We start from the raw sequence: 19,081 nt of genomic DNA, 5'->3' as shown, positions 1-19,081 counted from the left end.
TGAGCTCGCCCACGAAGCGCAGAACCATGTCGTCGCGCAGTGGACGTCAGTCGGCATGACTGGTCACCGGGTACGGCAGTCGTGCCGCCCGAACTGACCCGTCTTGCAAAGCGGTGTCAGGACAGGGCGGGCTCGATGAGGACGAATGGAGCTGTCACCGGTCATCGCCTCCGAGGTGAGATTCACCTACGTGGTTGTCCGTGTCGGGCGTGGTGGACGACTGTCCGCCACCGTGAAGCCCGGTCTCCAGGCGGCCACGGTGGCGCGCCGGCGAAGTAGCTGTCGCACCATCGGGAAGGCGGTCACCAATCCCAAGACGAGTCCGAACTGCATGAGGAAGAAGAATCGAACATCGCTCGGTGCGGGCATGAAGTTCCCAAAGTGCATGAGGAGCATCCAGCCACCCATACCCACATCGAATGCCACGACGGTAAGAGTGGCACTCAGTAGCGCAAGACCCGCCTTGCGCTTCCCGGCGCTCCTCCGCGCTCCGGATGCGAAGAAGTACTCGAAGATGAACAGCATGCCGATGGCCAGGAGTGCAATGACGATGATCATCACCCACAGATTCGTCCCCGCGATCGTTGCGCCGCTCGCGACGACGAGAGGCACCCCGATGAAGTGACCGACGGTTGCGGCGGCGCCGCCAGGTGTGCTGGCCGCGATCGTCTTCCCGGTGAGTTCCAGGGAGTGCGGGGTCTGTGAGGGAACTGCAGCAGCGTCTCCACTTCCACCCCATCGGTTATAAGCCCAGATCGCGAACGGGCCGAGGAATAGGCCAGCGATCGGCCAGACGACGCTCATGGCGCCCTTCTGCTGGTGCCGACGCCGGCCGAAGATCTCGTTGGCGAGTATCAAAGCGCTGATCACTCCGAGGGCCACGAAGAACCACGAGACCGGCGTCGACCAGGCGGGAAAGTCGGGCGACATCGAGGTCATGTCAGTCATATCGTCATTCATCGGTGCTGCATCTTTCTGTCGGGTTGGTGGCATCTAAGAGAAGGCGACTTAGGTTGGCCGCGATGACCACCATCGCTTGGGCGAGGTACACGCCAGGGGAGAGGGGTAGGCGATTGCGGTCTGAGCTCTGCGCAGTCATGGGTGCTCAGATGGGGAGGACGAACCCGTTGACGAGTCCCTGGATCTCGTTGACGAGCTGAGTCCACAGCCCGGTGGTCATGGCGATGCCGACGAGGACGAGCACCAGGCCGCCGGCGAGGTTGATGGCGCGGATGTGCCGGCGAACGAACGCGACCGACCCGCTGACCCAGCCCAGGCCCAGCGCGACCAGCAAGAACGGGATCCCAAGCCCCAGGCAGTACATGAACCCGAGGAGGGCTCCGCGGCCGGCGGATCCGCTGCTGAGGCTCAGGGCGCTGATCGCAGCGAGCGTGGGGCCGAAGCAGGGTGTCCAGCCCAGGCCGAACACGATCCCGAGCACCGGTGCGCCGGCGAGACCTGCCGCGGGTCGCCAGGTCGGGGTGAAGGAGCGTTGCAGGAACCTGATCTGGCCGACGAACACGAGACCCATGAGGATCACGAACACGCCGAGGATGCGGGTGACGACGTCCTGCCATTGCAGCAGCCATACGCTCAACGCCCCGAACAGGGCCCCGTACGCGATGAACACGACCGCGAATCCGGCCACGAACAACGCCACCCCGATCAGTAGGCGTCGGCGGCCGGTGCGGACGTTCGGGTCAGCGAGACCCCCGACGTAGCCGAGATAGCCCGGCACCAGCGGCAGCACGCACGGGGACACAAAGGACACGAGCCCCGCCAATAACGCGATGGGGATCGCCAGCAGTAGTTGCCCGCCGAACACGGTCTCGGCCCACGTCACGGCGTTGTCTCCAGGACGGTGCTGATCAGCGCGTTCAGTACCGACTTCTCGGCAAGCCCCGTGACCCGCGCGGCAAGACGCCCTTCGGTGTCGAGGATGATCGTCGACGGCACGGCGTTCGGGGCGATCTTGCCGGCGAAGGCGAGCTGCACGCCGCTGTCGACGGTGTCGATGATCGACGGGTAGGTGATGCCGAACTGGGTCGCGAACGCCCGCGCGGTGTCGGCCTCGTCGCGGACGTTCACGCCGAGGAACGCGACGCCCTGGGCCTGGTACTGCTGGTTCAGCGCCTCCAGGTCCGGTGCTTCCAGCCGGCAGGGCGGGCATTCGGCGTACCAGAAGTTCACGACGAGCACCCGACCGGCGTAGTCGGTGGACGCCACCGGGTCTCCGTGCTCAGTGGTCCCGTCGAACGCGATCGCCTTGCCGCGGTTCTCGGTCGGGATCTCCACCACGGTGCCGTCCCCGGCGATGTAGTTCTTCGTCGATCCGTCGCTGAACTGCTTCGCCAACGGGTCATCGTTCGCGCACCCGGCAAGCCCAACGCCGAGGAGAAGCGCGACGGTTGCCGCGGTGCCGGCTCGTCGAGAGCGGTGGGGTGATGTCAGGTGTCGCATCAGCTGCCTGGGCATTCGAAGGTGCCGGAGATGCCGTCCTGGACGCCGGGGCCGAGCTCCGCGCACACGCCGATGTCGCCCTCGAGGACCGCGCGGAAGTAGATGACCCCGCCGATGAACGCCAAGGTCGTCACCACGCCGACGATCACGCCGACCAATGCGGCGGTGCTGCGCTCACCCGCGCGGTGTGACCGGATCAGCGCGACCAGGCTGATGATCAGCCCGACCGGCCCCGCGACGCAGGACAGGATCAGCCCCAGCACGGCTACCGACTTCAAGTTCGGTCGTTCCGTGAGCTCGGCGGGCGCGGGGGTGGGGGCGGCCGCCTGGGCGGCTGCTTCCCGGCGGCGGCGCTGCTTGCTGGAGTTAGCCATTGTCCAGTGCGCTCTGCACGGCCATGTCCAGGTCCTCGAACGCGGTCAGCTCGAGCATCTTTCCGTCGACGAAGAACGTGGGGGTGCCGGTGACACCGAGCGCGGTTCCTTCGGCGCGGTCGCTGATGACCCGCTCCAGGGTCGCGGGATCGGTGACCGTGGCCTCGAACTTGGCCATGTCCAGGCCGATCTCCTCGGCGAAGCCTCGGAACCGCTCGATCTCGGGCGTCTGCTTCTCGCCCCACTCAGCCTGCGTCTCGTACATGCGGGAGTACATGGCCTGCATCTGGCCCTGCTGGGCGGCGGCCTCGACGGCGACGGCGGCGTTCTGGGAGTTGCGGTGGGAGGGGATGGGGAAGTACCGCACGGCCACGTTGATCTGGCCGGCGTACTTCTCTCGCATCTGCTCGACATAGGGGTACATCGCCGCGCACGCCTCGCACTCGAAGTCGAGGAACTCGACCACAGTGATCGCGTCCTCGCCGACCTCATCCAGGTAGCGGGTGTCCTCGCGGACAAGCTCCGCGGTGGATGGTGCGACGGTGGGGTCCGCAGTCATGGCTTGCGGGGTATCGGTGCGGGTGTTGTTGGAGGCAATGACGGCGATGAGGACGCCGACGATGGCCACGATGACGATCACCGCGGCGATGAGCTGCTTTTTGAGCATGAGGGAAGTCCTTGTGTGAAGTCGATGAGGGAGAAGAGATTGAAGGGCGCCGGCAGCACACGCCCGGAAGGGCGCATGGCAGCAGGAGCGCGGGAGCGATGTCGCTCAGGCCTCGTGCGGGCAGCCAGCTAGGTGAGACCCGACCATTGCTGTGAGGCGTCCCCGGAGAGAGGGAGGACAAGCGTGCTGGTGCCGACGGCGAGCCGAAGGGCCGAGGGCTTCTAGATGCGGGCGATGCTCAGAGCGGTCAAGCCGGCGAAGACCTGCCGGTTACGAAACGCGAGCAGCGGCGGGGCCGGTGGGGTGGGTCCACCCGCAGATAACGCCAGGGCGGCGCCGCCGCGCACACGGATGAGAATCGCCGCAAGGGCAGCAACGCACAGCAGCGCGAGCAACCCGCAGGTCAACACATCCCCCGCATCGGCGACGGCGGCCATGGTCGACGTCGCGATGAGCGCGTCCTCCGTGTCGCTGGCCGGAATGCTGAGCGTGGTCGCGGTGCTCGTGAGCGTGGCGGCCGCGGCGGTGTCGATGGTGTCATCCGTCAGCGCGTGCAGACCGATCACCGCGACAAGCAGCGCGGCCGTCACCGACAGGAGAACCGTCCAGAGCTCGATCGTGAACCGCATGCGCGAGGTCGACGAAAGGCGAACAGGCACCCTGTCTCCTTCCGCCGTGCAGTCATGTAGGTCAGCTCAAGCAAGTCCAGGGTAACGAACGGGGTACAGCCCTAGCTGACCATTCCGTGGAGCCGATGGACAGCGAGCCACCCCTCTGTCACTATCTTCGCATGCAGGAAGATACGCAGGAACAAGGACAGCACCGCGATGACGCATTCGTGGAGGTCGCCGTGGAGGTCTTCTCGATGCTGGCGGACGCGACACGAGTGCGAATGATCCTCGCGCTCGGCGAGGAGGAGCTGTCCGTGAACCACCTCGCAGACCTCGTCGACAAGTCCCCGACTGCCGTCTCCCAGCACCTCGCAAAGCTCCGGATGGCACGCATGGTCTCCACGCGCCAGGACGGCAACCGGGTCTTCTACCGGCTCGCGAACGATCACGCCAGCAAGCTCGTTCAGGACGCGATCTTCCAAGCCGAGCACTCCGTCGGCGGCGTCATCCGGCACCACCACGAAGGGCAGTGACATGGGCGCAGGACACGACCACGCCGCAAGCGGCGGCGGCGACACCCAACGGACGCGGCTCGCGATCGCCTTCGGGATCACCTCCACGATCCTGATCGCGGAGATCATCGGGTCCGTCATCACCGGCAGCCTCTCGCTGCTGGTGGACGCCGCCCACATGCTCACCGACGCCGGCGGCCTGTTCATGGCGCTCCTGGCTGCGAACCTGATGCGCCGCCCGGCGACGTCACGGCGCACCTGGGGGTTCCAGCGCGCCGAGGTGCTGGCCGCGACCGCTCAAGCGGCGGTCCTGCTCGCGGTCGGGCTGTTCGCTCTCATCGAAGGCCTCCGGCGGCTGGTGGAACCGCCCGCCGTGCCCTCAGCCGAGCTGCTGATCTTCGGCATCATCGGGCTGCTCGGCAACATCGCGTCGATCACCGTCCTGACCGCCGGCCGGTCCGCGAACATGAACATGCGAGCGGCATTCCTCGAGGTCGTCAACGATGCGCTCGGCAGCGTCGCGGTCATCGCCAGCGCCATCATCATCATGACCACCGGGTGGGGGCAGGCCGACGCCCTCGCAGGAATGCTGATCAGTGTCTTGATCATCCCGCGGACCATCAGCCTGCTGCGCGAGACCACAGGTGTCCTGATGGAGTCCACGCCGAAGGGCCTGGACCTGGATGACGTTCGGCGCCACATCCTCGAGCTCCCGCACGTGTCCGGCGTGCACGATCTGCACGCATCCCTCGTCGCGACCGGGCTGCCGATTCTCAGCGCTCACGTGACCGTCGAGGAATCCTGCTTCCAGGACGGTCACGCGCCAGAGATCCTAGACGACCTCCAGAGGTGCGTCGCGGAGCACTTCTCGATCAGCGTCGAGCACTCCACGTTCCAGCTGGAACCTGCTCGGCACACCCAACACGAGCACCACACCCACGCCTGACGCGAGGTGCTGATGCGTGGGTCAGCAGCAGTCGCAGGCAGCTACTTCGCGCTCACTCGTCAGGGCCGACACCGGCGTCTTGCAGGCGTCCCCGCGCCAAGCTTCCAGGCCCTCGCGGACGGCGAAGACCACGATCACGAGCCCCGCGACCGGGTCGGCCCATGCCCACCCGAAGGCGAGGTTCAGCACGAGCCCGAGGAGCACGGCCGCGGAGAGATAGCTGCAGATCAGGGTCTGCTTCGAGTCAGCGATCGCGGACGCGGAGCCGAGCTCGGTACCGGTGCGCCGCTCCAGGAGGCTGAGGAACGGCATGATCGCCAGACTCACCGCGGCGAGGACGATCCCGACGGGGGAGTGGTCGGGCTCTCGGATGCCGGTCAGCGCGAGGACCGCGTCGACGCTCACGTACGCCGCGAGGCCGAAGAAGGAGACGGCGATGACACGAAGCGCCACGCGTTCCCGCTTCTCCGGATCGGGGGCGGCGAACTGCCAGGCGATTGCGGCTGCGGAGAGCACCTCGACGATGGAGTCCAACCCGAACCCGATCAACGCGGTGGAGGACGCTACCGTCCCGGCGGTGATCGCGATAATCGCTTCGATGACGTTGTAGGTAATCGTCGCGGCGACGATCCAGCGGATGCGGCGCTGGAGGACGAGCCGCCGTTCGGGGGCGAGAAGCGCAGGGCGCGTGGTCGTCGCGCTCACGCGGTCACCTCACAGCACAGCGGAATGTCGCAGCTCTCATCCGTGCAAGGCACACCGTCATCGACGGCGAGCACGACATCGACCAGCGCCGTCAGCGCGCGGGTGAGGTGCGCGTCCGCGATCTCATACCGGGTCGAGCGGCCCTCGGGCACAGCGACGACGATGCCGCAGCCGCGGAGGCAGGTGAGGTGGTTCGACACATTCGAGCGGGTGAGATCGAGCTCGTCAGCGAGCTTGCTCGGATACCCCGGCCCTTCGAGCAGGTGCAGCAGGATCCGGGACCGGGTGGGATCAGCCATCGCCCGGCCGAGCCGGTTCATCACGTCCACGCGTGAGGCAAGAGTCAGCATGCGCTGACCATACAGCAGGCGGTGACCTATTTGTGACACCTCTGGGGGCGATGTTGCGGCCGCCACATCTCGTCGCACAGTAAGAAGTTGACCGGTGGCAACGAAGTTTGCCGCCTGGTCGCCTCGTGTTTGCCTGACCCGGCGTTTTCACAGCGGAGCCTGAGGTGCACCCCACCCCGGGGGTGCTTCTTAGGAGACCAGCACTCACATGAAGCTTTCCCCCTCCCCGAAGGCGCGTCGCCGCGTCCTCCCGATCGCCGCGGCCGCTGTCGCCGCGACGATCCTGCTCCCGGCCGGCGCGTTCGCCGCCGGCATGGCCCTCTCGCAGAACGGCGGCGCTGCCCGCCTCGGCGGCACCGACCAGACCTCCCAGATCCGTAACGAGATCAAGAACTCGGGAGCGAAGAACGTCATCCTCCTCATCGGTGACGGGATGGGCGACTCCGAGATCACCATCGCCCGGAACTACCAGTACGGCGCCGCCGGCCGCCTCCCGGGCCTGGACGCTCCGCCCCTGACGGGCCAGTACACGACGTACTCGCTGGAGAAGGACGGTGACGAGAAGGGCAAGCCGGACTACGTGCCGGACTCCGCCGCGACCGGCAGCGGCTGGGCCACCGGCACCAAGACCTACGACGGCGCGATCAGCGTCGACATCGACGGGAAGCCGCAGGCGACCCTCACCGAGATCGCGAAGGCCAACGGTCTGCGCACCGGCGATGTCAGCACCGCCGAGATCCAGGACGCCACCCCCGCCGTCCAGGTCGCTCACGTCGACAGCCGCTCCTGCTACGGCCCCGACTCCGCATCCTGCGGCGACAACGCCCTCATCAACGGCGGCCTCGGCTCCATCAGCGAGCAGCTGCTGAACACCCGCCCCGACGTCACCCTCGGCGGCGGCTCGGCGAGCTTCACCCAGACCGCGAAGGCCGGCCAGTACCAGGGCCAGACCCTATTCAACCAGGCCACCCAGCGCGGCTACCAGGTCGTCCAGGACGCCGCGGGCCTGAACGGCGTGAAGACCGCCGACCAGACGAAGCCCGTCCTCGGCCTGTTCACGCCCGGCAACTTCCCCACCCGCTTCGCGCCTACCCCCGCGACCGTCGGCGGCGCCGACCTCGCTCCCGTCGACTGCACGCCGAACCCGGCCCGCCTGAGCAGCGACCTGTCGCTGGCGAAGCTGACCGACAAGGCGATCTCGCTGCTGGACACGAACAAGAACGGCAAGGGCTTCTTCCTCCAGGTCGAGGGCGCCAGCATCGACAAGCAGGACCACGCCGCGAACCCCTGCGGCCAGATCGGCGAGACGCTCGACCTCGACGAGGCCGTCCAGTCCGCGATGGCGTTCGCGAAGAAGGACGGCAACACGCTCGTCATCGTCACGGCCGACCACGCGCACTCCAGCCAGATCGTGGACAACACGCCCCCCACCTCGCTCAGCGCAGCGGTCCGCACCCTCGAGGGCGGGATCATGAAGCTGTCCTACGGCACCGCCGCCCTCGGCGGCTCGCAGCAGCACACCGGCAGCCAGGTCCGCGTCGCGGCCTTCGGCCCCGGCGCGGCGAACGTGGTCGGCCTCGCCGACCAGACCGACACCTTCTTCACCATGGCGAACACGCTGCGACTCGACCGGAACACGGCGAACCTCAGCAAGGGCGCCTCGGTCGTCTCCAGCGACTTCCGCCCCGACCAGGGCGAGAAGATCACGATCACCGGCAACCGGTTCGCCGGCGACCGCCAGGTGACGCTCACCACCTCCACCGGTGAGCTCGTCGGCACCTTCGACGTCATCGACGGCAAGGTCACCATCCCCTTCACGGCGCCGACCACCAGCGGCCCGCTCACGCTCACCCTCACCGGCGTGCAGACCGGCAAGGTCGTCACCGCGAAGGTCACCGTCCGCTAGGACACCATGACAGCACAAAGGGGCGTCTCCTCGGGTTTCGACCTCAGGAGGCGCCCCTTTGTCCGGCCGCAACTACGGCAGCGCCCAGTTACGGCCTCAGGTCGAGCCGACGCAGGAGCTGGGCGTTGAGGGCGACGACGATGGTGGATGCGCTCATCAGCAGCGCGCCGATGGACATGGGCATCACGAACCCGATCGGCGCGAGAACGCCTGCGGCGAGGGGGACGGAGATGAGGTTGTAGCCGGCAGCCCACCAGAGGTTCTGCTTCATCTTCCGGTAGCTCGCACGGGAGAGCTCCATCACGGACAGCACGGATCGCGGGTCGTCGGAGGCGAGGATCACGCCCGCGGACGCGATGGCCACATCGGTGCCGGCACCGATCGCGATGCCGACGTCCGCCTTTGCAAGGGCGGGGGCGTCGTTCACGCCGTCACCGACCATCGCGACCTTCCGGCCCTCGTCTTGGAGCTCGCGGACCTTCGCGGCTTTGTCCTGTGGTCGGACTCCGGCGAAGACCCGGTCGATGCCGAGCTCCGTACCGACGGTGTGCGCGACAGCTTCCGCGTCGCCGGTGATCATGACGACCTGCACGCCTGCCTCGTGCAGGGCTCGGACCGCGTGCCGGGATTCCTCACGCACTTCGTCTGCGAGAGCGATCGCACCGATCACGTCTCCGTCCTCGAGGACGTGGAGGATGATCCGGCCCTCCTGCACCCACTGCTTCGTCCCGTCCAGCGGGGTCGCGTGGTGCGAGTCGAGCATCGCGGGGCCACCGACGCTGACCGTTGCGGCGTCTACCTGTGCGGTGACGCCGACCGCAGTGGATGCCTGGAATTCCCTTGCCCGGGGGACGGCGAGGTCACGCCGGGCGGCGGCGGCAACGATGGCGCGGGCAAGCGGGTGCTCGCTGTCAGCTTCGACGGCGGCCGCGATGGCCAGGACACCGTCCGCATCACGGCGGCCGGCGACGAGCACGTCCACGACGGTTGGCTCGCCCTTGGTGAGGGTGCCGGTCTTGTCGAACAGGACGGTGTCCACGGTGCGCATGGTCTCCAGCGCGAGGCGGTCCTTGATCAGGATCCCGGCCTTGGCGGCGCGCTCGGTGGCGATGGACACCACCAGCGGGATCGCGAGACCGAGCGCGTGCGGGCAGGCGATGACCAGGACCGTGATGGTGCGGATCACCGCGTCCTCGGGCCGGCCAAGTAGCGTCCAGGCGATCGCGGTGAGGATCCCGGCGCCGAGGGCGAACCAGAACAGCCATCCGGCGGCGGTGTCGGCGAGACGCTGCGCGCGTGAAGTGGAGCTCTGCGCCTCGGTCACGAGGCGCTGGATCCCCGCCAGCGCTGTGTCGTCACCGATCGCGGTGACCTGGACGCGGATCGCGGTGTCGGTCGCGACGGTGCCGGCGACCACCCGGGCTCCCGGCGCTCGAGACACCGGCTGGGACTCACCGGTGATCATCGACTCATCCACATCGGCCGTTCCCTGCACGATCAGGCCATCAGCGGGGATCCGCCCACCAGGACGGACGATGACCACGTCGCCCACGCGGAGCTCGGACGGCGCGATCGTCACGACGTCATCGCCGTCAACGCGTTCGGCCTCATCCGGAAGCAGTGCCGCGAGGGACTCCAGCGCCGAGGAGGTCTGCGCGAGCGAGCGCATCTCGATCCAGTGCCCCAGCAGCATGATCACGATCAGCAGCGCGAGCTCCCACCAGAAGTCGAGCTCATGATCCAACAGTCCGAGGCTCGCCCCCCACGAGGCGAGGAACGCGACAGTGATCGCCAACGCGATCAGCAGCATCATCCCCGGACGGCGACTCTTCAGCTCACTGACGGCACCCGTGAGGAACGGTCGGCCGCCCCAGAGGTACATCAGGGTCCCGAGCACGGGCGAGACCCAGCCGAGAGCGGCGACGTCGGGGAGTGTGTAGCCGAGGATCATCGCGAACATCCCACTGGCGCCGACGACCGGGATCGCGAGGATCAGCATGATCCAGAACAGCCGCCGGAACTGCGCCACGTGATCCCCGTGCCCACCGCCATGCCCCGCATGGCCGAGGCCGCTCATTGTGCCGTGGTGCTCGTGCGAGGCGCCACCGTCAGCAGCAGCGTGCGCGTGGTGATCGCCCGACGTCACCGGAGTTTCGTGCTGATGCTGGTGCTGCGCCCGGGTGTGAGAAGAGTCAGATCGACGATCGTTCATGCCACCGAACTTATACCCCCGGGGGTATATGTATACCTCCTAGGGGTACCGCCTAGAACGCTGGCTGTGTCGCTTGGGCGTGAAGCTAGAGTCGTGACAACTAGCAGGTAGGAGGGTGTGAACACATCGCTCTCGTGTGGTGTTCGCGTCACGATCGGGTAACGTACGCCGAGAACCAACGGCAGAGGGAAGGAGTTCGCATGGTCACCGTGTCGACTCCGACCCTCCATGAACGCCTCTCGGGCACCCCGTTCCTCGGGTTGCTGGTGAAGCTCGTGGCCTTGATCGCAGTCGTCGTGGGCCTCGTCGTGATGAGCCCGACCGCGCAGGGCTGGGGCGAGTCCCTGGGCACACCTCACCTGCATGCAGCCGACGACTTGCACGCAGCCGGCACCGGTCACGGTGTGGCCGACAGTCGTGCAGACGCTGAGGTAGTGCCTGCATTCGTGGCCGAAGCGCCCGCTTCCGCCCTCACCTCCGTCGGCATGCTCGGCGGCGTGGTCCTGGTGGCATCCGCCACCCTCATGCTCCTCGCCGCTCTCGGCATCGCCATCCTCCGAGCACTCCGACGAGCTCCCCATGACGATGACCCGCTTGGTCGTCGACTTCTTCCGCGTCGCCCGGGACGTGGCATGGCTGCCGTCCCCGCCGACGCATGCGGCGCTGTCCGTCTTCCGCATCTGATCTGTTCTGCATCGACCCGAGACCCGGGCTGATCTGTGGCGCCATGCGCGCTGCACGGATCCGGCCCTGCCATCCCGATTGCATGAACAGGACCAGACAGACGATGAAGAACACCACCCCGCTCCTTCGCGCCGGCATCGCCCTCGCGGCCGCGCTGACGCTTACCGGCTGCGCCGCCAGCGACACCGGAGCAACCCCCGAGAGCAGCACCTCCGCCGAAGCCGAGAGCGGAACCAGCAACGTGAACGACGCGGACAAGATGTTCGTGCAGATGATGCGCCCGCACCACGAGCAGGCCATCGAGATGAGCGACGCACTACTCGCCAAGGCCGGCATCAGCGACGAGATCACGGCCCTGGCCACCGAGATCAAGGAAGCTCAGGCGCCCGAGATCGAGCAGCTGAGCGCCTGGTCGGACGAGTGGGGCATCGAGGAGATGTCCGGCATGGACCACAGCATGGACGGCATGATGTCCGACTCCGACATGCAGGAGCTCGACACGGCCGAGGGCGCCGAAGCTGAGCAGCTGTTCCTCAGCCAGATGATCGAGCACCACACCGGCGCCATCGAGATGGCCAAGACCGAGATCGAGGACGGCCAGAACCCAGACGCCATCGAGATGGCAGAGGACACCGTCGCCACGCAGGAAGACGAAATCTCCCGCATGCGCGCGCTCCAGACGTCCTAACGCGCCCTCTTCTGTTCGTTCCCCTTCCTCCCGCAGCGTGACGGCATCACCCGTAATGCCGTCACGCCTGCGTGCCCCATGAAAGGCACTCGTGCACCACGAAACACCCGCATTGCGCAACCGGCTGAACCGGTCGACCCGCGTAACCCGGCCGGCACGCCCTACGGCCACCCGGCGCTCCACGTTCGAACGCCCCGACCTGCTTCCCAGTGATTTCCGCCGCACCCTGACGTGGCAGCAGGAAGCCCGCCGCCGGGCCCGCACCATCCAGCACACCACCACGACACAGACCGCACGCGCGCCCCGCACGGGTGCCAGCCCGTGGAAGACCGCCATCGGCGCGATGCTCGCCGCCGGCGCGATCGCCGTCACCTACGGCCTGCCCGCCTACGCGGTCCCGGACGATGTGACCGGCGGCGCCGTGACGTACCAGAACCCCGCCACCGGCGAGGTCCAGACGTTGCAGGTCGACGGCGCGAACTACACCGTCACCGCGGAACAGGGCTTCTCCGTCACGCTGCCGCCGCCTCCGCCGCCGCCGCCTGTGGTGCCCGTGCAGACGCTCAGTACCACCCCGTCCGGCGCCAGCACCAGCGCCGCGCTCTCGACTGCCGTCCCGGCCGGCACCGACGTGCGCTGGCCCATCCCCTCGTCACTGCGACTTTCTAGTGGCTTCGGACCGCGGGTGTCCCCGTGCTCGGGATGCTCCTCGTACCACCAGGGCCTGGACTTCGACCCCGGGAACGGCGCTGCCATCCAGTCCATCGCGGCAGGAGTCGTCCGGCAGGTCGTGAGCTCCAACACCGGCCTCGGCGTGCACGTCGTCATCGACCACGAGATCGACGGGACGCGCATCAGCAGCACGTACGCGCACATGCAGTTCGGATCCGTGCCGCTGCGCGCGGGGCAGGTCGTCGAAGCAGGCACTCCGGTCGGACGTGTCGGTACCACCGGCGCCAGCACCGGCCCGCACCTGCACTTCGAACTCGCCTACGGGACCAAGCGATTCGATCCCTACGCGTGGCTGAGCACCAACGTGCGCTGATGCATCTACAGGTGACCGGTGACCTCTGTCCTGCCGGGGGAGTGCAGTGGGCTGGGACGGGCGTATTCGGACGCCCGGCCCGGTCCGCCGCGGGCGTCCGCATCGCCGCCCTGCTGACAGCGATCGGCCTCCTCCTTGGCCTCGGTATTCCTTCGGCGCAGGCCGCCGAGGAGTACCCGACGTGGTCCGAGGTACAGGCGGCACGCGGCAACGAGCAGGCCACGGCCGATCAGGTCACCCGCATCACCTCGCTCATCGACGGCCTGGCGTCCGAGGTCGAAGAAGCGAACGCGATCGCGCTCCAGCGCGCTGACGAGCACCAGGCCGCGATCGACGCTGTCGATGAGGCGACCGGGAAGCTCGAAGCGCTCCAGGGCAAGGCCGAGAACGCGCAGACCGAGGCCGACGAGGCACAGCAGCGCGTGGGTCAGTTCGTGGCCCAGCTCTCCCGCCGCAGCGGACGGGGCGACGTCAGCCTCCGCCTGTTCACCAGCGGCGACGAAGCCGAAGGACTCCTCCGGCAGATGGGTACCGCGAGCAAGCTCGCCGACCGTCAGGACACCGCGTTCGCCAGCGCCGTCACCGCGGCCAAGTCAGCGAAATCGCTCGGCAAGCAGGCCGCTGTCGCGAAGGATGAGCTCACCGGGCTGGCCGCTACTGCCGAGGCGGCGCTGCAAGAGGCATCCGAGGCGCAGGCTCGAGCGGATCAAGCGCTGGCGGAGCAGCGGGCGCGCAGTGCCGAGCTCTCCGCGCAGCTCACAACGCTGCGCGACTCGCGCATCTCCATCGAGGAGGGCTACGCCATCGGCGAGCGGAAGCGCCAAGAGGCTGCCGCCGAAGAGGCCCGCAAGCAGGCAGAGGCTCGTGCGGCTGCCGCAGCACGTGCGGCAGCGGCCAATGTCGGGGGGCGTCCTCCCGCGAACGCGCCCCGACCGCCGTCCTCGGGCGGTCAGACCTCCAGCTCAGGCTGGACGATGCCCATCCGGAGCTACGGGTCGTACCAGTCCTACGGCATGCGCCTGCATCCGATTCTCGGCTACTGGAAGCTGCACGCGGGCGACGACTTCGGGGCGGGTTGCGGCACACCGATCTACGCCGAAGCGGCCGGCACGGTTCAGTTCGCGGGCGGAGCCAGCGGGTTCGGCAACGCGATCACCTTGAACCACGGCAACGGGGTGACGAGCGCGTACGGCCAGATGTACTCGTATGGGGTGATGGTACGCACGGGGCAGACCGTCCAGGCGGGACAGCGGATCGGAGCCGTCGGCAACGCTGGGCTGTCCACCGGTTGCCACCTGCATTTCGAGATCCGCCAGGGCGGCGTCGCCACCTCACCCATGCCGTTCCTGCGCTCACGCGGGGCGTAAGCCGCAGCTTGCGGTGCCGCCGCCCTGCCGGGTTCGGTTACCGGGGGCGCAGCACGGTCCAGGTTTGACCTAAGTCGGAGCTCGCGACGACACCGCGATCGTCGAAGGCCAGGACCCAGGGGGTCTGGCCTTCGACGTAGCTGAAGGCTTCTGCCGCTCCGGCGGTAGATCCGTGCTCGGACCACTCCAGCTCTGCGGTTGACGTCCAGATCCGGCCATCAGTAGCTACCCCGACGAGGCCGCCGCCCGCATCATTCGGCACCGCGTCAAGTAGGTACAGTGCCGGGGCTTCGGGCACCGTGGTGAAGGTGCGGCCCGCATCGGTGCTCACCAGGAGCCCCTCCGCTGTAGTGGCGAACACTCGGTCCGGATCAGAGGCGTCAACGGTGAGATCCCGAAGCGCGATGGATGCACCGTCGGCCCAGGTGGCGCCCGTGTCGTCGCTGATGCGAATCACACCGCGGCCGGAGTCGTAGCCGTAGATGCGTGTTTGCCCGCCCGGTAGCGACGCGGTGGCAAGGTCATGGAAGTCAGTGTCACCACGCAGCGACACGCGCTCCCATGTGGCGCCGTAGTCGATGCTGCGGATCAGCCCGAGGTTCGGCTGCTCCAACGTCTCGGACGCGGCGGGATCCGGATGTCCTGAGGCGAACAGTGTGCCCTCTGCGGCAGCGGAGACGGTGAAGCCCATCGTGTCCTGAGCGACACCGCCCAGGGGCCCGTCCTCCGTGGTGTCCGTGGCAGGGGTGGTGGTGCCGTACTCGGCGAGCGTGTCGGTGGGGATCAGCCATAGACCGGAGTGCGCTGCTGCGTAGGTGCGGCCGGTTGCCGGGTCGTAATCCAAGCCGTGCACGTGCTCCAACTCCGCTGTCGCGCTAGGCGTACCAGCAGTGCAGCCGGCCAGAGCAAGCAGTGTGGCCACGCCCCACCCAGCCACCGCGATGCGGCGGCCGAACGGCCTCACCACACCGGTCGCCAACGGGGGACGTAGCGAGTTCATCGGGTCCGTCGTTTCTCTGCACCTGGACAAGAGGCAGGAGTCAGCGCAGGGGCTCGAGCGTGTAGCCAGCCTCAGCGACGGCAGCCTTGACTGTGTCCTCGCTCAAGGGGCGGTCGCTGCTGATCTGCACTCGCGATGTTCCGCCGACGACCAGGTCGACACGAGCGTCGACGACACCGTCGATTGCGGTGACCGCTTCGATCACGCTGGCGACGCAGTGGGAGCAGGTCATTCCGGCAACTCCGAACTCTGCAGTGCTCGCCGGTTCCGCGGTCGGCGCCGTCACCATGGCAGTCGCTCCAGTTGGAGCGCAGCAGGCGCACGGCGTCGATGCCATTGGCAGCAAAGTGGGACGGCTTGGCGTAGTCACAGGGTCTCCAAGTCTTGGCTTACGGATGCTTCCAAATGTACCCCCGGGGGGTATCACCAGGCTGAGCATGCGCCTGTTGCTAGGCCCGAAGGGTCATGGGCTCGTCGCGGAGTCAGGGCGTCCGACATTGACACGCAGTGCATCAGGATTGGTCTCGAAAGCCATCCCCTATCGGACTGGCCGTGTGGTGACGCCGAGCATCGATCCGAGCCCGGCCGACAATACGTGCGCCGTGTTCAGGGGAGCCACTGGCTCCCTGCCGCGGTGATATGCCAAGACGCTATAGACGCCTCACCGTCCCGGCCTCCTCCACATCGAGGGCGACAGGCGGTGGCGGTACAGTGCCCGAGCATGACGACCAGTGCGACCGCCTCTCAGCCCGCCGAGCAGAGCTTCTCCCGGCGGTTCCTGTCGAGCGTGACGCTGTTGAGCGGCGCCGGACAGGTCATCGACTTCGCCTTGCCCCTGTTCGCTGGCGCTGTCCTCGGGCTCACGGCCGCGCAGACTGGCGCGCTCCTCGCCGCGGGGCTCGCGACGTCGTTCCTCCTCCGCCCGCTCGGGGGCATCGCGGCGGACAGGTACGACCGGCACACCATCGCCGCGGCATCCGCGCTTGTGCTCGGCGCCGGCTACGCGCTCGTCGCCACCGCTGACGCCTTCTCCGTCGTCCTCACGGGCGTGCTTGTGTCCCGGGCCGGCGGGGCGTTCCTGTGGGTCGCGCTGCGGGCGACCGCCGGCGCCCGGCATCAGGTGGACCCGCGGGCGTTCTCCCGGCTGATGTCAGCCGAGGAGCTGGGATCGTGGGTCGTCCTCGCGCCGGCGATCGCGCTCCTCGCGGCCGCCGGCTACGCGCCGACCTTCACCGCGGCCGCGGCGTGCGCGCTCCTCGCCGCCGCGCTCCTCGCGTCGAGCAGGCGCCGGGCGTCGACGCGGGGGAGTGGCGACGTCGACGCCCCTCGAGCGGCGCCGCCCGTCGGCGCCGGCGTCGACGCCGGCGGCGCCGTCGTGCGCGAGCTCGCGCGCCGGCTCCGCCCGGTCCTGGCCGTGGTGACGGTCATCGGAACCGCGGAGGCCGCGATCGGGCTGCTCCTGGTGCTCCACCTGCAGCGCGAGCTCGGCCTCGGACCGCTCGCGATCGCGTGGGTGTCGCTCCCGGGCGGGATCGCCCTCGCGGTCGCGCCTCCCCACCTGCACCGGCTCACGGTCTGGTTCGGACGCACGCCCGTTCTCGTGGCCGCGGCCATCGCCGGCGCCGCGTTTGCCCGCGGGCTCGCGCTCGCCCGGGATCCCGTGACGATCGCCGTCCTCTGGGTGCTCTCGGCGCTGGCGCTGGCCGCGATCCTGCCGATCGAGCAGGCCGCCCTCACCGAGGCCGCCGGCCCCGCCCGCATCGGCCGCGCGCTGGGCCTCTACGAGGCCACTACGCTCCTCGCCGCGGCCCTCGGCAGCTTCGCCGCGGGGATCTTCTACGACGCCGTCCCGTGGCAGGCCGCGTGCGCTACGTCGGCGGCCGTGATTCTCGCCGGCGGGCTCCTGCTCCCGCGGACCATCCGCCAGCTGGCACCGGCGCCGGCCGCCGGCTGAGCCACCAATGACGAGAGGGCCGACCCGTGACGGGTCGGCCCTCTCCTGTGTCCTGCTGGCGCTAGCTGTTCGCGCGGTACTCCTCGAGCAGGGACGCGGCGATGCGGCCGCGCTCGGAGACCTCGTGACCGTTGGCGCGGAGCCACTCGCGGGCAGCGCTGAGGTCCTCCTTCGGGCCTGAGCTCGAGGAGCGGCGCGGAACGGCCTTACCGGCCGTCGCGCGGCCGACGCGACGGCCCTTCTCGGTGTACTCCTCGAGGGCGGTCCGCAGCTTGGCGGCGTTGTCGTCGCTGAGGTCAATCTCATAGTTCACGCCATCGAGCGCGAAGGGGACGGTCTCGCCCTGGCCCTCTTCGATGGGCTCGCCGTTGATGTCGTCAACGAGCGTGGTGATCACTTTGCGGGCCATCTAATGTCCTCCCCTTACGGATTCAACGCGATATTGATGCGCTAAATCTCACAATACATGCAGGAGAGGATTCCGCTAGTACATTGCCATTTGCCGCGGTGTGTCATTCGGTTTGAGTTAGGGGAGTGGCCCGATGAGATCGGGCCGGTTGTTTCGCACACTGTTCACGTCCCGGGACACCTCGTAGTGCTCCAGGTCGTGCGCGACCTGGTGCGACTCCCGGTCCAGGAGCTTGAGCAGATCCTCCGCTGGCAGGTGATCTCCGAGCCAGTCGTCGTAGGCGTCCGGCGTGAGGCAAGCCGGCATCCGGTCGTGGACCTCGCCCGGCGCCACGTGGGCGTCGCGGGTGATGATCGCCATCGAGAGGCGCCACTTGTCCGGGTCGTCCTCCCCCTTGGTCGGATCCGGCCAGGCGGAGACGATGCCGGCCATCGCGATCGCGGCGTCCGGCTGGTGGATGAAGTGCGGTTGCTTGCCCGTCTCGGTCACCACCCACTCGTAGTAGCCGGCCGCCGGGATGATCGCGCGGGCCGTCGCGAACGACTTGCGGAACATGGGCGACGTCGAGACGGTCTCGATGCGTGCGTTGATCGGTTGCGGCCGCTGCTTCGTGAAGTCCTTCGCCCACCCGGGCACGTACCCCCAGTGGACGGCCGGCATCGACCGCTCCCCGTCGCGCTCACGCACGAGGGACACGTCGCGGGTCGGCGCTACGTTGAAGTCATCCCGCAGCGGATCGAACGCATCCAGCAGGTCGGGCAGCAGGTCTCCGGAGGCCCGGGTCACGACGAAGCGTCCACACATGCGCTCAGCCTCGTCTCATTCGCCCGCCGCCGCGCGCTAGGAGGCGCAGGCGCACGGCCTCGATCGTGCCGAGGGCGATCATGAGCGCCGCGGCGGCGAGGAGGATGACCCAGCCGGCCAGGACGCCGCCGCCGGCCGTGAACGCGGCGTAGGTGCGCTCTCCGGCGAAGCCGAGGAAGAACACGGCGAGCCCGAACCAGACCATCGCGTTCTTCACTCGGGCGGTGCGGGGAAGGTTCTGCAGCTGGAACATGCAGCAACGATCCCACTGACTGTGCTGCGAGACACCCTTCAGGAGTAGTTCGTGGTGTCTTGGCTCCTCATGTAGTGCGGCTTGTCTAGCGAGACGTCCTTTGGCTGCGGAGACATCTTGAGCTCCGACTGGTT

At 68.1% G+C, this 19,081-nt stretch carries 22 protein-coding genes; 8 read left to right on the top strand and 14 right to left on the bottom strand.

Annotation, left to right across the window (positions count from 1 at the left end; all coding sequences use genetic code 11):
• Nucleotides 1-186: 186 nt before the first annotated feature.
• The 6 genes from ACZ411_RS09680 to ACZ411_RS09655 form a co-directional block, all read right to left on the bottom strand.
• Nucleotides 187-948 (bottom strand): DUF4396 domain-containing protein, encoded by a 762-nt coding sequence (locus ACZ411_RS09680; RefSeq protein WP_464170242.1) that lies wholly within the window; start codon nucleotides 946-948, stop codon nucleotides 187-189.
• Between the two features lie 157 nt (nucleotides 949-1,105).
• Nucleotides 1,106-1,843: a cytochrome c biogenesis CcdA family protein gene (locus ACZ411_RS09675; protein WP_303056907.1), complete on the bottom strand. Its 738-nt coding sequence runs from the start codon at nucleotides 1,841-1,843 to the stop codon at nucleotides 1,106-1,108.
• On the bottom strand, nucleotides 1,840-2,475 hold the full coding sequence (locus ACZ411_RS09670; protein WP_464170239.1) for a TlpA family protein disulfide reductase: 636 nt from the start codon (nucleotides 2,473-2,475) through the stop codon (nucleotides 1,840-1,842). Before ACZ411_RS09670 ends, ACZ411_RS09675 begins: the two co-directional genes overlap by 4 nt.
• On the bottom strand, nucleotides 2,460-2,723 hold the full coding sequence (locus ACZ411_RS09665) for a hypothetical protein (protein WP_303056909.1): 264 nt from the start codon (nucleotides 2,721-2,723) through the stop codon (nucleotides 2,460-2,462). Before ACZ411_RS09665 ends, ACZ411_RS09670 begins: the two co-directional genes overlap by 16 nt.
• Nucleotides 2,724-2,826: 103 nt before the next feature.
• Nucleotides 2,827-3,501, bottom strand: coding sequence for a DsbA family protein (locus ACZ411_RS09660; RefSeq protein ID WP_464170237.1), 675 nt, complete (start codon nucleotides 3,499-3,501; stop codon nucleotides 2,827-2,829).
• Nucleotides 3,502-3,722: 221 nt separating this feature from the next.
• Nucleotides 3,723-4,130: a hypothetical protein gene (locus tag ACZ411_RS09655; RefSeq protein ID WP_303056911.1), complete on the bottom strand. Its 408-nt coding sequence runs from the start codon at nucleotides 4,128-4,130 to the stop codon at nucleotides 3,723-3,725.
• A gap of 161 nt (nucleotides 4,131-4,291) precedes the next feature.
• On the opposite strand from ACZ411_RS09655, the gene ACZ411_RS09650 reads away from it, so the two are divergent.
• A complete protein-coding gene (locus tag ACZ411_RS09650; protein ID WP_303056951.1) occupies nucleotides 4,292-4,645 on the top strand; it encodes an ArsR/SmtB family transcription factor in 354 nt (117 codons plus the stop codon).
• Between the two features lies 1 nt (nucleotide 4,646).
• Nucleotides 4,647-5,570: a cation diffusion facilitator family transporter gene (locus tag ACZ411_RS09645; RefSeq protein WP_303056912.1), complete on the top strand. Its 924-nt coding sequence runs from the start codon at nucleotides 4,647-4,649 to the stop codon at nucleotides 5,568-5,570.
• A 21-nt stretch (nucleotides 5,571-5,591) separates the two neighbouring features.
• On the opposite strand, the gene ACZ411_RS09640 is transcribed toward ACZ411_RS09645, so the two are convergent.
• Nucleotides 5,592-6,275: a cation diffusion facilitator family transporter gene (locus ACZ411_RS09640; RefSeq protein WP_303056913.1), complete on the bottom strand. Its 684-nt coding sequence runs from the start codon at nucleotides 6,273-6,275 to the stop codon at nucleotides 5,592-5,594.
• Nucleotides 6,272-6,625, bottom strand: coding sequence for a Cd(II)/Pb(II)-sensing metalloregulatory transcriptional regulator CmtR (gene cmtR / locus ACZ411_RS09635; protein ID WP_303056914.1), 354 nt, complete (start codon nucleotides 6,623-6,625; stop codon nucleotides 6,272-6,274). The genes ACZ411_RS09640 and cmtR overlap by 4 nt, the downstream gene beginning before the upstream one ends.
• 208 nt (nucleotides 6,626-6,833) lie before the next feature.
• On the opposite strand from cmtR, the gene phoA reads away from it, so the two are divergent.
• A complete protein-coding gene (gene phoA, locus ACZ411_RS09630; protein WP_464170232.1) occupies nucleotides 6,834-8,531 on the top strand; it encodes an alkaline phosphatase in 1,698 nt (565 codons plus the stop codon).
• Between the two features lie 88 nt (nucleotides 8,532-8,619).
• On the opposite strand, the gene ACZ411_RS09625 is transcribed toward phoA, so the two are convergent.
• Entirely contained in the window at nucleotides 8,620-10,743 is a 2,124-nt protein-coding gene (locus tag ACZ411_RS09625) for a heavy metal translocating P-type ATPase (protein WP_464170230.1), read from the bottom strand.
• A gap of 200 nt (nucleotides 10,744-10,943) precedes the next feature.
• Between ACZ411_RS09625 and ACZ411_RS09620 the strand changes: the two genes are divergently transcribed.
• The 4 genes from ACZ411_RS09620 to ACZ411_RS09605 all read left to right on the top strand — a co-directional run bounded on the left by ACZ411_RS09620 (nucleotide 10,944) and on the right by ACZ411_RS09605 (nucleotide 14,527).
• Entirely contained in the window at nucleotides 10,944-11,459 is a 516-nt protein-coding gene (locus ACZ411_RS09620) for a hypothetical protein (protein WP_464170228.1), read from the top strand.
• An 11-nt stretch (nucleotides 11,460-11,470) separates the two neighbouring features.
• Nucleotides 11,471-12,115: a DUF305 domain-containing protein gene (locus ACZ411_RS09615; protein ID WP_464170226.1), complete on the top strand. Its 645-nt coding sequence runs from the start codon at nucleotides 11,471-11,473 to the stop codon at nucleotides 12,113-12,115.
• Between the two features lie 91 nt (nucleotides 12,116-12,206).
• Complete coding sequence (locus ACZ411_RS09610) at nucleotides 12,207-13,160, top strand: M23 family metallopeptidase (RefSeq protein ID WP_464170224.1); 954 nt, start codon at nucleotides 12,207-12,209, stop codon at nucleotides 13,158-13,160.
• Nucleotides 13,136-14,527 (top strand): peptidoglycan DD-metalloendopeptidase family protein, encoded by a 1,392-nt coding sequence (locus ACZ411_RS09605; protein WP_464170222.1) that lies wholly within the window; start codon nucleotides 13,136-13,138, stop codon nucleotides 14,525-14,527. The genes ACZ411_RS09610 and ACZ411_RS09605 overlap by 25 nt, the downstream gene beginning before the upstream one ends.
• 37 nt (nucleotides 14,528-14,564) lie before the next feature.
• On the opposite strand, the gene ACZ411_RS09600 is transcribed toward ACZ411_RS09605, so the two are convergent.
• A complete protein-coding gene (locus ACZ411_RS09600; RefSeq protein WP_464170220.1) occupies nucleotides 14,565-15,527 on the bottom strand; it encodes a F510_1955 family glycosylhydrolase in 963 nt (320 codons plus the stop codon).
• Nucleotides 15,528-15,567: 40 nt separating this feature from the next.
• A complete protein-coding gene (locus ACZ411_RS09595; protein WP_243575112.1) occupies nucleotides 15,568-15,816 on the bottom strand; it encodes a heavy-metal-associated domain-containing protein in 249 nt (82 codons plus the stop codon).
• Nucleotides 15,817-16,248: 432 nt separating this feature from the next.
• Here ACZ411_RS09595 and ACZ411_RS09590 point away from each other — a divergent pair, with 432 nt between their 5' ends.
• Nucleotides 16,249-17,481: an MFS transporter gene (locus ACZ411_RS09590; RefSeq protein WP_464170217.1), complete on the top strand. Its 1,233-nt coding sequence runs from the start codon at nucleotides 16,249-16,251 to the stop codon at nucleotides 17,479-17,481.
• Nucleotides 17,482-17,542: 61 nt separating this feature from the next.
• Here ACZ411_RS09590 and ACZ411_RS09585 read toward each other — a convergent pair whose 3' ends face one another.
• The 3 genes from ACZ411_RS09585 to ACZ411_RS09575 form a co-directional block, all read right to left on the bottom strand.
• Nucleotides 17,543-17,890 (bottom strand): histone-like nucleoid-structuring protein Lsr2, encoded by a 348-nt coding sequence (locus tag ACZ411_RS09585; RefSeq protein WP_243575114.1) that lies wholly within the window; start codon nucleotides 17,888-17,890, stop codon nucleotides 17,543-17,545.
• 117 nt (nucleotides 17,891-18,007) lie between these two features.
• Nucleotides 18,008-18,694 (bottom strand): SOS response-associated peptidase, encoded by a 687-nt coding sequence (locus ACZ411_RS09580; RefSeq protein WP_464170215.1) that lies wholly within the window; start codon nucleotides 18,692-18,694, stop codon nucleotides 18,008-18,010.
• 4 nt (nucleotides 18,695-18,698) lie between these two features.
• Nucleotides 18,699-18,947, bottom strand: coding sequence for a hypothetical protein (locus ACZ411_RS09575; RefSeq protein ID WP_464170213.1), 249 nt, complete (start codon nucleotides 18,945-18,947; stop codon nucleotides 18,699-18,701).
• Between the last annotated feature and the right edge of the window lie 134 nt (nucleotides 18,948-19,081).

It is taken from the genome of Clavibacter sp. AC415, from assembly GCF_979252985.1.
Note: the sequence above shows the minus strand (reverse complement) of the source record. Positions and strands in the feature narration are given on the sequence as shown.

Excerpts from the sequence above, each read along its gene's own strand:
- ACZ411_RS09655 (WP_303056911.1), bottom strand. The coding sequence starts at position 4,130 with ATGCGGTTCACGATCGAGCTCTGGACGGTTCTCCTGTCGGTGACGGCC.
- ACZ411_RS09620 (WP_464170228.1), top strand. The coding sequence starts at position 10,944 with ATGGTCACCGTGTCGACTCCGACCCTCCATGAACGCCTCTCGGGCACC.
- ACZ411_RS09660 (WP_464170237.1), bottom strand. The coding sequence starts at position 3,501 with ATGCTCAAAAAGCAGCTCATCGCCGCGGTGATCGTCATCGTGGCCATC.
- ACZ411_RS09580 (WP_464170215.1), bottom strand. The coding sequence starts at position 18,694 with ATGTGTGGACGCTTCGTCGTGACCCGGGCCTCCGGAGACCTGCTGCCC.
- ACZ411_RS09600 (WP_464170220.1), bottom strand. The coding sequence starts at position 15,527 with ATGAACTCGCTACGTCCCCCGTTGGCGACCGGTGTGGTGAGGCCGTTC.
- ACZ411_RS09625 (WP_464170230.1), bottom strand. The coding sequence starts at position 10,743 with ATGAACGATCGTCGATCTGACTCTTCTCACACCCGGGCGCAGCACCAG.
- ACZ411_RS09645 (WP_303056912.1), top strand. The coding sequence starts at position 4,647 with ATGGGCGCAGGACACGACCACGCCGCAAGCGGCGGCGGCGACACCCAA.
- ACZ411_RS09650 (WP_303056951.1), top strand. The coding sequence starts at position 4,292 with ATGCAGGAAGATACGCAGGAACAAGGACAGCACCGCGATGACGCATTC.
- ACZ411_RS09585 (WP_243575114.1), bottom strand. The coding sequence starts at position 17,890 with ATGGCCCGCAAAGTGATCACCACGCTCGTTGACGACATCAACGGCGAG.
- cmtR (WP_303056914.1), bottom strand. The coding sequence starts at position 6,625 with ATGCTGACTCTTGCCTCACGCGTGGACGTGATGAACCGGCTCGGCCGG.
- ACZ411_RS09590 (WP_464170217.1), top strand. The coding sequence starts at position 16,249 with ATGACGACCAGTGCGACCGCCTCTCAGCCCGCCGAGCAGAGCTTCTCC.
- ACZ411_RS09595 (WP_243575112.1), bottom strand. The coding sequence starts at position 15,816 with ATGGTGACGGCGCCGACCGCGGAACCGGCGAGCACTGCAGAGTTCGGA.
- phoA (WP_464170232.1), top strand. The coding sequence starts at position 6,834 with ATGAAGCTTTCCCCCTCCCCGAAGGCGCGTCGCCGCGTCCTCCCGATC.
- ACZ411_RS09680 (WP_464170242.1), bottom strand. The coding sequence starts at position 948 with ATGACTGACATGACCTCGATGTCGCCCGACTTTCCCGCCTGGTCGACG.
- ACZ411_RS09615 (WP_464170226.1), top strand. The coding sequence starts at position 11,471 with ATGCGCGCTGCACGGATCCGGCCCTGCCATCCCGATTGCATGAACAGG.
- ACZ411_RS09670 (WP_464170239.1), bottom strand. The coding sequence starts at position 2,475 with ATGCCCAGGCAGCTGATGCGACACCTGACATCACCCCACCGCTCTCGA.
- ACZ411_RS09575 (WP_464170213.1), bottom strand. The coding sequence starts at position 18,947 with ATGTTCCAGCTGCAGAACCTTCCCCGCACCGCCCGAGTGAAGAACGCG.